An 11918-nucleotide genomic window follows, 5' to 3' on the forward strand; every position below is an offset into this window, starting at 1 on the left:
CCATAAGTGGAATTGAGCAGGAAGGAAAAGCGTTTATTGGAAGCTTGGGTGAGCTTATAGCGGGGTATCTTGCTTTCGTGTCCATCTTCGTCCTTTTCCGTTACAGATCAAGGTTGAGTTCCGGGTGTTTGCGGGTGCGCGGTTTGGGGGCGTCCTGCTTCTTTTTTTTGCGGGATTTCTTTTGAGCCTTCCGGCTGGTCCAAGATACTTGTGCAAGCTTGCGCAGGGCAGTCTTCCCGTATTTCCCGATAAGAGCTTGCGCTTGATCGGGTGTTAGGGAGTCAAGGAAATCGTTGCAGGCGTGCGCCCGCATGGATGATGCGGAAATGGTATCACTGGTCAGGAGAGCAAGGTCAGAATGCGACAAGTTTTCTACGGATTTTGGACAGTAGAGTTTGGCAAGCTTGTAAACGTTCCGGGTAACACGTTGCGGGTGATGACCGTTGCGAAAAAGGATAGTGAAAATACCGATAAGGATATGCAAACGGGCATCCGCTATTTCTTCTTTTACCACGTCAAGTTGATGGTGGTTTAGACCGCATTCATAGAGTGCTTTTGAGAGTTCCGGGAGGATGGGCGTGGCGTCAAAAGGCGCGCTCCATTGCTCCTGTGTTTCTCCATGCGCGTGCAACAGGTGGTCAAGCGCATCTCCGTGAACGTGGATAATAGAGGGGCTGGAACTCATACCGTACCCCCTTTCCGGAACAAGACTTGCTCCGAATGTGGAGCTAAAAACAAGATGTTTACTACGTTTTTTGCTACGCTAAAGGCGTAAACTATTGAAAGTAAACATGGAGGCGGGGGCGGGAATCGAACCCGCGAATAACGATTTTGCAGACCGTCGCCTTACCACTTGGCTACCCCGCCGCTGATGTTGTGCGCGGATACTAGGGGAAAGAACCGCGGGTGTCAATCTCGTTTTTGGAAAAGATGCGCTGTTTCTGCGGAAGGCTGTCCGGGAATCCGGCCACCTTCCGGATGGGGCGGCATTGCTTTCAAGGCGTCTTCCCGGGAGACGGCGGCGTTGATGGGCAAGTTCCTGGTTTCCTGCTTTTCCGCATAGTGAATGACAAGGCGGACGCGATCATATTTTTCCGGGAAAGTGCAGGTGAACGGGTGGAATTCGATCGGCCCCGAACGGCATCGCGCCATTTCTGTTTTCACGGGGATCCTGTGTCTCTCCCGGTCAAGGAATACCATGCCGGCATAGGGGAAGCTCACAGGATAAATGAGCCCGATGCTCCATGTGTTGGTTTCCGTATACGGATTCACCCTTATGTCCAGATGCGGGCATTTTTCCAGATTGGCTACGTCCGTCCCTTCCTCAAGAAAGGAGGAGATGCAGAGAGGGATGGAATACGCGGCGTTCGGACGGAGATCGATTTCCGTTTCTGGCAGAGTGGCCAGCCGCGCGCATTTCACCGGCACCTTTCCCTTGATCTGGATTCTTCCGTCTTGGGGGAAGGGGCGGTCCTTAACCAGAAGGCCCAGGGAGAATATGCCTTTGCCTGTTTCCTGTTCATAGGAATGATGGGAAATGCTGATGGACGTGTCTTTCAAAGAAATTCCATTTCCGCTTCTGATGCTCAGTCCTGTTGGACTGGCAGCTGCAGAGAGTACGGCGCGGGGGGAAGTGTAACTGCCGGTGAATAGGAAATAACGGTATTTCGGAAAGAAGCTGGTTAGTTGAAGCTTGATGGCCTTTCTGCAGAATGTTTCATGCCGCTCCCCCCTTGAAAGGGCGGGAATGAGCAGGAGGAAAAGGACCGGAAGAAGCTTCATGGATGGCTGATGAACGAAAAGGGGGAGGGATACGGAGGCGCCTCCCGCGCAAAGCCGGAGCCGGAAAGATGGTTTATGGCGGTTTTTAACGGTTGGACAGCAGCTGCTTCATTTCCGGAAGACGGAAGTGCAGCGGAGGAAGCTCCTCCTCAAACGCGGCTGATTTTTCTTTCCTCAGGGCTTCCGCCCGTTCTTCCAGTTTCCGGGCTTCAGCCAGGATTTTGCGTATTTCCTGCCGCCCGCGGCCTATGTGGGAAACGGCCCGGGACGGGTCCGGCGTGAATTCCGGACCTCCCTTGAGGTATTTTTCAAAGTATTGCTGGTAGCGTTCCGCCAGTTCCCGCCCTCTGGCAAAGAGCTTGCGGTCTTCTTCCACATAGGCCGCCACGGCGGGGTCCACGTCTTTCGTGCTCAGGTCCGCCAGTTCTTCGTCCCGCTCCCGCAGCAGGTCCGCCGCGTCCCTGCTGCTTTCCGCCAGGCCGGGAAGGGTGGGATTCTTTTTCAGCTTCAGGAGGCGCTGCACCAGCGCATCGCTTTTTTCCGAGTATTCCGTATTGATGTCCGCCGCCTTTTTCCAGTAGGAGACGGTGGGGTCACCGCAGGAGGCCATCAGGAAGGCGGCCAGAAAGGGGAGCGTGCGGCGCAGGAAAGTAAGGGAAGTCATGTTCCTTTTGTAGCATTCCCGTGACGGGAATCAAGGCTGTTTTACGGGTCCCCGGCTTCTGCTTCTTATGAAAAGATGCTGAATCTTAATCGGTTCCGTTTCTGGAACGTTTCTTTTCCGCCGGAGGCGGCATTTCCACCACGCCGCTGCTGTTTCCGGGCGTCAGCAGGATTTCCACCTCCAGGGGCAGGGACGTATCCGCCAGCAGGCCTTCCGGGATGGAGATGCCGATGGGGGCAGAGCTTTTGCCGGGCAGCACTTCCTGGGGGGAGATGATGTCCAGAATGAGGCGTCCGTGCTGGAGAATGTTGATTTTGCTGATGGAGAAGGCATCCTTCATGCCCGTGTTATGCAGCGTGACGCCCTTGAGCTGGGATGGGGCGAACGGTCCCGGAACGGTGAAGCGCAGGATGGTGGATTCCCCCCTGGCAAGCGGCAGGGGAAGCCAGTACGCCGCAATGGGCGCCTCCGGGTTCAGGCTGTCCGTCAGGTAGGCGGATCCGTTGAGACGTTCCATCATCAGGCCGGAAAGCTCCGGGGAGGCGGGCACGCCCCAGCCCTGGGAATACATGAGGGAGAGCAGGTACAGGGCTTCCTGGTCCCGGTACTGGACCGCCATTCTCAGGAACCGCGCCGCCTGGGCGTAATCCCGGGAGGCCAGAGGGGGCTGCTGTGGCAGGCGGGGAAAATAGGAGGGGATGTCCATGAGCAGGATGCCCAGCTCCTTCATGGCCTCATAGCATCCTCCGGTGGCGGAACGGTAGAGCCATTCCACCCCTTCTTCCGGCCTGGGGCCGCCGGGGCAGTCAGGAGACATGAGGAGTTTCCCCAATACCTGCTGGGCCACCGGGTAGCCGGCTTTGGACAGTTGTTCCAGAGCCGCCAGCATGTCCGGCGTGGCGTTCGCCAGGCCGAGAACGTTCCCGTGCCCCGGGGAAGGCGTGGTGACTGCCGCCACGAGCCCCTTGTAGGCAGGGTCATGCATCAGGGCCGGTTCCGGCGCCGCGGGAGCGATGATGAAGCGGATTTTAGGGAAGGCCTCCTCCGTGCGTTCCGTTTCGCTTTTGAAGCACGCCATTTGCATGGGGACGGCCTTGTGGGCGGCGGTTTCAAAGGCGTATGTGTAGGCGCGGTCCGTGGAGAGCTCCGGCAGGGCCGGGAAGAAGAAGGTGGAGGTGGATTGCCCCGGCACCGTGAAGGAGGGGACGGAGTTGACGGAACGGTCCACCAGGGCTCCGTTGGAGTCCCGGATGGTGAGGTGCAGTTCCTCCCCTCCGGTGGCCGGAGGGATAATCTGGAGGTAGATGCAGGAGATGCGCAGCTTTTCCGGCAGGATGGAGGGGATGCCGGAACGGGTCAGAATCGTATCGTCCAGGCGCAGCTGGAATTCCTTCAGCGTCCGCGGTTCCAGCGCCGCGTCTTCCGTCATTCTGAGCTCCGGGATGCGGATGGATGCCAGGTCCCGGGGCGGGGGGGCCAATTCCTTCCCGTTGGCGGCAGGCTGCTGGATGGCCTCCTTGATGGTATTGATGGTGGTGCCCATGGGGGCCTTTTTCAGGTAGTCCATCAGGTAGAACGCCGCTGCGCCCAGCAGCAGGGTGCAGACGCTCCCCACCATCAGGAACATCATGTGGCGGTTGCGGCGGAGGGTGCGCGCGGACAGCCTGCGGGAGGAGGAATGAAGTCCGCCCGTCCCGGCGGTGGCCTTTTTGTTCCCGGAATTCTTCTCCGCGCAGGGATGCGGCATTCCTTCCGGATGAATGTGGCGGATGTCCGCCGGGGATACCTGGATGGTGGCGGAGGATTCTTCCCCGGAAATGGCGCAAATGTCGTGAATCCATTCACGGGCCGTCTGGTAGCGGCAGCTGGTCTGGGGAGCCAGCGCCTTGTCCAGCGAAAGCAGGAACTGCCGCGAGTAATAGCGGGTGAGCACAGGGTCGCTGTGCAGCGGCGGCATGCCGTCTTCCGTCAGGCGCACTTCCGCCCGTTCCGGCGGGTGGCCCGTGAGGAGGGCGTAAAAGGTGGCGCCTACGGAATAAAGGTCGCTCCAGGGGCCGATGTTCGTTTTCCCCAGCGCCTGTTCCGGGGAGGAATACCCCTGGGTAGTCAGGACGGTGGCGGCATGCAGCTTCAGGGCATGGCGCGCCGCGCCGAAGTCGATCAGCACGGGCGTGCCTTCCTCCGTCAGCAGGATGTTGCCGGGCTTGATGTCACGGTGGTAGATGTGCCTGGAATGGAGGTAGTCCAGAATCCGCAGCAGGCGGGTCAGCAGGCCCTTGAGTTCGTCCTCCGTGTAGCGGTGCCCGGTGCTGTGGAGTTTCTCCCCCAGGTAGTCCAGGGAAAGCCCGGTGATGTTCTCCATGGCGAAGTAGGCGGTGCCGTTGGCTTCAAAAACGGACAGGATTCTGACGATGCCGGGATGGTTGAGCTCCGCCAGCGTCTGGGCCTCGCTCAGGAAACTCTTCAGGGCCCAGGTGTAGTTTTCCAGGTCGTGCTCGTTGTTGGGCCGGATATGCCCGGTCAGCGGGTCCCGGTAGGAGCAGCTGGAGGGGAAGTTTTCCTTGATGACCACGTTGCGGTTCAGGAACAGGTCCTTCGCCAGATAGGTGATGCCGAAGCCCCCGCTGCCCAGGACGCGGATGATTTCATACTGTTCCAGGCGCGTGCCGGGGGCCAGCTCCCTCTGGTAAACGAAAAAGGCGCCTTTTTCTTCCGCGTGGGGGAGAGGGGGGCGTCCGGGCAGAATCTGTTCCAGGCCTGTCGTTGGAGCGGGAGGCGGGACTTGCCCTGTCGTCCGGGGCTGGTCGTCTGGCTGGCCTTCTTCTGCTGGCATGAGGGAAAGTTCCTGAAACGGAAGCTGCGGGCATTCTCATATGCCGGATGCGGCAAGTCAAGGTGAATGCCTGTTTTCCTCCGTATCAGGACTGCCGCCTGTGCGTAGTATCTAAAACGGCGCAAGTGGAATGGAAGGAATAAACCTAAAGGGAGAGATGAAGGCGGGGGATTCTTTCTGCCTTGTCCTTCCTGTACGCCATGTTCATGAAGTCCGTTCCCGTGAAAGCCGTTCCTTCGCGTTTTCAGGACTTGTGGCGCCTGATGAATTCCCGTGCGGCTTTCAGGTAGGCTTCCGCCGCCGTGCCGGAAGGATCGTGTTCAAAGATGGTGTGGCCGAAGCTGGGCGCTTCCCCGAGCCGGATGGAGCGGGGAATGACCGTCTTGTACAGCATCTGGGGCAGGTGCTGTTCCACCTGGTCAATGACCTGGCGGGAAAGGTTGGTGCGGCCGTCGTACATGGTCATCAGCACCCCTTCATGCCTGATGCGGGGATTGGCTCCGCTGGCGCAGATCTGCGCCGTCACGTGCAGGATTTTGGCCAATCCTTCCAGCCCGAACCATTCGCATTGCAGGGGAGTCAGCACTTCGTCGCAGGCGGCCAGGGCGGAGGTCATCAGAACGCCCAGGGAGGGCGGCGTATCCATGATGCAGTAATCATAGGCATCCGACTCCCGCAGGGGAGCGAGCGTTTCCCGGAGCCGGGTCAGGTGGTTGCCGGAGCGGGCCAGTTCTATTTCCACGCCGGCCAGGTCCATGGTGGAGGGAATGATGTCCAGCCGTTTTCTGCCGGAAGGCAGGATGCACTCTTCCGCCGCAAGCTGGCCGAGCAGGGCCGGGTACAGGCTGGGCATGTCTTTTCCGTCAATGCCCATGCCGCTGGTGGCATTGGCCTGCGGATCCAGGTCAATGACAAGGATTTTCTTCTTCAGCTGGGCCAGGGCGGCGGCCAGGTTGATGGCCGTGGTGGTTTTTCCCACTCCCCCCTTCTGGTTGGCGATGGCGATGATTTTCATTCGGGAAAAGGGTGCGGGGAAAAGGTAGCATAACGGGAGGCCCTTTCAACCATTTTCCCGGAGAGGCGGGGCGGCCTGCGGGCTGCAGCGGACCTTTCCCTTTAGGGAACGGCTTGTTGCGTGGAACGGAGGAGCAGGGGAAATCTGCTGCTGCGGGGGCGGTGTGCCCCGGCGTCAGGGTGCCGTGGGAACGGCGGGGCGGTCGGAAGACAGGATGAGGCGGAAGCCGAGCGCGTCATCCCGCGTGTTTTCCGGCAGGGGGGTGCGGATGGAGGTGGTGAGCTGCTTGGGGCGGAAGGAGAGGTAGCTGCCTCCGCGGGCCACGCCGTAGTTGCGGATGGGGAGGGACTCCGGCCCTCCGTAGGAATCGTCCACCCATTCCATGACGTTCCCCTCCAGGTCGTACAGGCCCAGATGGTTGGGCGGGAAGGTCTTCACGGGGGCCGTGTACGGCTGCCCGTCCTCATACCCCACAATGACGCGGGAGGAAGGAAGGTAAATCAGGGCGGACTGGTCCGCAAAATTGCCTGTTCTGTCCGGCGGCGGCCAGGAGAACCCCCATGGGAACACCTCCCGGGAGTTTTCATGAGGCAGCGTCTTTTCATAGGGGGAGGACCCCTTTTCATCCGTCAGGCGCACCCAGGAGCTCCATTCCTCGTCCCTGGGCAGGCGGTAGGAATCATGCTGGTCAATCAGCCCCTGGGCCCGTTCCTTGTTGGTAAGCCATTTGGCAAAGGCGCGCGCGTCCTGCCTGCTTACATTAACCACCGGGTGGTTCTCCCCCTGCGGGAAGCCGGGCCGGGCCGGGGCTTTTCTCCCCGTAGCTTTCAGGAACTGCTGGAAATCCTTCACGCGCACCTCATGGGACATGACCAGCGCGTTTCCTCCCACGGGCGCCAGGTCCATGCCCAGGCTGTTGGTCCAGGGTGATCCGAAGATCACGGATTTGTCCGGCTCCAGCTGGAGGGAAAGGTATAAATCCTGCGGGTCCAGCCCCCGGCGCCGCATGGTGGCGTGCCCCGGCAGTTTGATTTCAATCACGTAGGGCACCTGGTTGACGTATTCCTCAATGGGCGTGCGGCCGATCAGCCTGTTGTTGAAGAAGACGCTGGCCCCCGGCGGATTGGTGGTGACAGTGATGGGGACCTGGAACACGCGGGTGACGTTCAGGACGTAGGCGCTGTGGCCGTCCGTATTTCCGGATGTCTGCGGCAGGGGATCCGCATTAATGGAAAACTCCTTGCCCAGCAGTCCCTCCCGTTCGCATTTCTTGTTCAGCCACGCCAGGTAGGCCGTGATGCCGTCCTGCGTGAGCAGGGCCACGTCCTTTTCCGGATGGCCCGGTTCCGCCTGCTCCCTCTTCATCTGGTAGTTTCCCTTCTGGTGGTCCTCCTTCAGGAACTTGTTGAACAGGGCGGCGGTGAGAGGGCCTTGCGCCACATGGCGCGTTTCCGCGGGAATGTAGGTGACTCCCTCCGTATCCTTCCACGGCTGGCTGTCCGTGGGGGGATGGTATTCCTTCAGCACGCCGCCCAGGGCCAGCGTGGAGCCGCCCTTGACAGTTCCTGCCTCCTCCTTGTCCGCGAAGCCCGATTTCTTGATGGTGTAGGCCACGGAAGTTCCGGAAGGAAGTTCAATGGGGCCGTAGGGCGTTTCATCCAGGTAATTGCCGTCCGCATCATACACGGACGCTCCAGCCGGGGAGCTGGTCACCAGCACGTACCCGGTCCGGGACTCCTCCTCCAGTGCGGAGGAGTGGGTTTCCGGGCGCACGTCCGCGGCAGGTTCCTCCGCGGGATGCTGGCTATTGTTGAGCCACAGGGCCCCCCAGTAGGCGGTCAGGGCTCCCGCGACGGCGGCGGCCAGCAGCTGGAGGGTGCGCCTGAGCTTGCGGCGCTTCTTTTTCTTCTGGAGGCGGAAGCGGGTAGGCACTTCATACCCCCGCAGAACGTCTATTTTCTCCGCCAGCTCTTCCGCGGAATCAATGGCGCACTCCTCCACGCGGGGTTCCGCCGCCTGGCAGATGATGGTGTTGAACGCCTGCCACTTCTTGCGCACGGTGCCTTCCGGCAAATCATCCGGAAGCGCGGGAAAATCCATGCGGTCCTTTCCCGTGCTGATTTCATATAAAACCTTGGCCAGCGCGTAAACGTCCGCCCGCCGGGTGCCGGGGCCGTCCGGGGGGATGAACCCCTCCGTGCCTACAAAGCTGCGCTGGTCCAGATGGGCCACCAGGCCGATGTCCGCCAGCTTGGGCCGTCCGTTGACGAAGATGACGTTCGCCGGCTTGATGTCCCGGTGCGTCAGGTTCTTGCTGTGCAGGTACAGCAGGGCGTGGGCAAGCTGGCTGCCTACCTCCAGGCAGTAATCCAGGGGCAGCGGCTTGTTGCCGGAAAACTTCTTGTCCGTCTGGAGCGTGCGGGGAATATACTCGTCCGGCGTGATGTGGACCCCGGTGCGGGCGTCGTCGCCCAGCTCCATGACGTAATAGTAAAACGGGGAATCCTGGTCGTGCCTCCCCACGTGCAGGATGTGGACCAGCCCCGGATGGTTGCGGGCGATGGGCTCATACTGCAGGATGCCTTCAAACTCACGGTTGAACGTGCGCTCGTCCTCAAAATCCTCACGCCAGACGATTTTCACGGCGCGCCACGCCCCGGTCAGGGACCTGGCCAGCCAGACCTCCCCGTATGCGCCGCTGCCTATCTGGCGCACGACCTCGTGGTCCGGAATGGAAGGAGTGGGACGCACCACCCGTTTGACGGGCAGCGTCGGCAGATTGCCGCCGGGCATGGGTGATGCGTCCGAAGTCATGGAGGGTGCGGGAATCAGGAAATAACTCCCAGGTTCTTGCCCACCTTGCAGAAGGCTTCAATCGCCTTGTCCAGCTGTTCGCGGGTGTGGGCGGCGGAAATCTGCGTGCGGATGCGGGCCTGCCCCTTGGGAACGACGGGGTAGAAGAAGCCGACGGCGTACACGCCTTCGTCCAGAAGCTGGGCGGAGAAATTCTGGGACAGCACGGCGTCCCCCAGCATCACCGGGGAAATGGGGTGGTCCTTGCCGCCGATGGTGAAGCCCGCGGCCGTCATGGCGTCGCGGAAATACTTGGTATTCGCTTCCACGCGGTCGCGCGCTTCCGTGGACTGTTCCAGCAGGTCCAGCACCTTGATGGAGGCGGCCACGATGGCGGGGGCCACGCTGTTGGAGAACAGGTAAGGGCGCGCCTTCTGGCGCAGGACGTCCACCACTTCCTTCGGGCCGGAAACATAGCCGCCGGAGGCGCCCCCCAGGGCCTTGCCCAGGGTGCCGGTAGTGATGTCTATGTTGCCGAACAGGCCGCGGTATTCGTGCGTGCCGCGGCCCCGTTCGCCTAGGAAGCCCGTGGCGTGGCAGTCGTCAAAATGGACGATGGCGTTGTACCTGGCGGCCAGCTCGTGAATCTTGTCCAGCTGGGCGATGATGCCGTCCATGGAAAACACGCCGTCCGTGGAAATCAGCTTCACGCGGGCTCCGGCGGCATCCGCTTCCTGAAGCTTGGCTTCCAGGTCCGCCATGTCGTTGTTGGCGTAGCGGAAGCGCTTGGCCTTGCAGAGGCGCACGCCGTCAATGATGGAAGCGTGGTTCAGGGAATCGGAAATAATGGCGTCGTCCGCGGTCAGGAGGCCCTCAAACAGGCCGCCGTTGGCGTCAAAGCAGGAGGGGAACAGAATCGTGTCTTCCGTGCCCAGGAACTGGGAAAGGCGTTCCTCAAGCTGGCGGTGCAGGGTCTGCGTGCCACAGATGAACCGCACGGAAGCCATGCCGAAGCCCCATTCGTCAATGGCTTTCTTGGCGGCCTCCATCACTTCCGGATTATTGGCCAGGCCCAGGTAATTGTTGGCGCACATGTTGATGACGGAGCGTCCGTCCTTCAGCGTCACCTGGGAATACTGCTGGGAGGCGATGAAGCGTTCTTCCTTGTACAGACCTTCCGCACGCAGTCCGTCCAGGGTGGAAGTGAGGATATTTTTGAATTCGGGGGTATACATGTCGAATAATGGAATATGAATTGAAATAGCCAGCAAGTGGACGATCAAGGATCACACGGTTGCTCCCGCACCTTTATCATTATTGGTCCGTGAAGAAAAGCTTAAAGAACACAAATTGAAGGCCGGGAGAGGACGGAATGGAAAAGCGGAAACTCTCCGGTATCCCATAGTGGCAGGGAAAAACGGAAGCCGGTCAAAGGGGTGCGTTTCCTGAAGAAAAAGAACAGGAAAAATACTCACCGGTCCGGAATGCACGAACGGCAGGCAGGGACGGGGAGGAAGAAGTTCTCCGGAGTATGGGAAATGCATTTGATACACAAAACAGGTGTCAGAGTGCGCTTGAAAAAGTGAAGGCCGGTTCCAACCTCCGGCCATTAAACCCATCATACCCGATCATGAAACTATCCCGTATTTCCTTATGGAGCCTGACCCTGGCAGGATGCCTGCCTGCCGTGCGCGCCGAATCCTGGAACCAGTTCCCGGAAAGCGGTCCGGAAACCACGCTGGATTCCATGTGGGCGTCCGCGGCTTATGTGCAGACGCTGGTGGAAGCCTCCTCCGCCCAGATAAATATCTCCCGTTTCCGGCAGAAGGGGCCGTCCAACCTGTGGGCGGGCGCCCTGGGCAGCTTTGGCGATGCCGGAATCCGGAACAACCAGCCTTCCTTTGACTACTCAGCCGCCGGTTACGCGCTGGGGTATGACTACGGCACGTATGGAGAAAAATCCGGTTCCCTGCTGGGTCTGGCGTTCGGGCAGATGTTCGGGCACCAGAACATTCAGGAAATGCCGGACTATCCGGACGGTCCCCTAGAGGGAGACCGCTTCCGGCAGTCTGCGTGGATGGCCAACCTGTACGGCGCCTTCTTCCGGGAAACGGGCCCGCGGTCCAGCCTGCTTCTTGCCGCGAATGCGGCCTTCGGCAGTACGGAAAACAAATGCCGCCACAGTGATGCGTGGGGAAACGCCTCCAGGTGGGACTCGGAAACGTTCCAGGCGGGGCTTTCCGCCTCCTGGCGCTATCAGGTGACGAACTCCTTCAGCGTGACCCCCTTTATGGGAGTAACGTATGTGCACGGAGCCAACAAGGTGGACAGGGATGACCGGGGCGGTTACGGCGATTCCTCCTGGTGGGGGGATTACTGGTGGGATGACGACGACTGGGACGACGATGATGATTACAACCAGCGGCGGGACAACCGGGGCACGTTTGACAACGTGTCCATGGCGATGGGAGTGACGCTGGAACACGTTCTCCGTCTGTCCGGAAACACCGTATGGATCAATGCCCTGTCCGGGAGCTACTGCCCGGACATCTACCGTAACGATCCCCATTACACGTTCCGGGACGGCTGGTGGGAGGGGGATGAATACCGGGAATCCCGGTACAAGGGGAAGGGCTATTCTCCCGGAAAGCAGTCATTCAAGGTCAAGCTGCTGTCCAGAATGGTCTTCAATGACAGATGCTCCGTCTTCGCCTCCTACCAGGCGCATTTCAGGGAATCCTTCCTGGAGCACCAGGCGGCGCTGGGCGTCTCCGTCTCCTTCTGAACATTGATGCTGCCGGGGGAGAGCCGGAAGGAAAAAAAGTCCGGTT

At 60.2% G+C, this 11918-nt stretch carries 8 protein-coding genes and 1 tRNA gene; 1 reads left to right on the plus strand and 8 read right to left on the minus strand.

Going from position 1 to position 11918, the window contains the following annotated elements; translation table 11 throughout:
• Positions 1 to 100: 100 nt before the first annotated feature.
• The 8 genes from HJW02_RS06670 to kbl all read right to left on the minus strand — a co-directional run bounded on the left by HJW02_RS06670 (position 101) and on the right by kbl (position 10322).
• Complete coding sequence (locus HJW02_RS06670; protein WP_102721351.1) at positions 101 to 685, minus strand: hypothetical protein; 585 nt, start codon at positions 683 to 685, stop codon at positions 101 to 103.
• A gap of 107 nt (positions 686 to 792) precedes the next feature.
• Positions 793 to 867: transfer RNA gene (locus tag HJW02_RS06675), tRNA-Cys, on the minus strand.
• A 42-nt stretch (positions 868 to 909) separates the two neighbouring features.
• Positions 910 to 1164, minus strand: coding sequence for a hypothetical protein (locus tag HJW02_RS06680; RefSeq protein ID WP_146019223.1), 255 nt, complete (start codon positions 1162 to 1164; stop codon positions 910 to 912).
• Positions 1165 to 1867: 703 nt separating this feature from the next.
• Positions 1868 to 2446, minus strand: coding sequence for a hypothetical protein (locus tag HJW02_RS06685; RefSeq protein WP_022396999.1), 579 nt, complete (start codon positions 2444 to 2446; stop codon positions 1868 to 1870).
• Between the two features lie 85 nt (positions 2447 to 2531).
• A complete protein-coding gene (locus HJW02_RS06690; protein WP_102721353.1) occupies positions 2532 to 5279 on the minus strand; it encodes a protein kinase in 2748 nt (915 codons plus the stop codon).
• A 244-nt stretch (positions 5280 to 5523) separates the two neighbouring features.
• A complete protein-coding gene (locus HJW02_RS06695) occupies positions 5524 to 6294 on the minus strand; it encodes a ParA family protein (protein ID WP_022397001.1) in 771 nt (256 codons plus the stop codon).
• A 174-nt stretch (positions 6295 to 6468) separates the two neighbouring features.
• A complete protein-coding gene (locus tag HJW02_RS06700; RefSeq protein ID WP_102721354.1) occupies positions 6469 to 9108 on the minus strand; it encodes an SUMF1/EgtB/PvdO family nonheme iron enzyme in 2640 nt (879 codons plus the stop codon).
• Positions 9109 to 9122: 14 nt separating this feature from the next.
• The gene (kbl, locus tag HJW02_RS06705) at positions 9123 to 10322 is read right to left on the minus strand and encodes a glycine C-acetyltransferase (protein WP_102721355.1); all 1200 of its coding nucleotides are present in this window, start codon (positions 10320 to 10322) and stop codon (positions 9123 to 9125) included.
• A 395-nt stretch (positions 10323 to 10717) separates the two neighbouring features.
• On the opposite strand from kbl, the gene HJW02_RS06710 reads away from it, so the two are divergent.
• Positions 10718 to 11872 (plus strand): autotransporter outer membrane beta-barrel domain-containing protein, encoded by a 1155-nt coding sequence (locus HJW02_RS06710; RefSeq protein ID WP_180971775.1) that lies wholly within the window; start codon positions 10718 to 10720, stop codon positions 11870 to 11872.
• The last annotated feature ends 46 nt before the right edge of the window (positions 11873 to 11918 follow it).

Source organism: Akkermansia sp. GGCC_0220, assembly GCF_017566105.1.
GTDB lineage: Bacteria > Verrucomicrobiota > Verrucomicrobiia > Verrucomicrobiales > Akkermansiaceae > Akkermansia > Akkermansia massiliensis.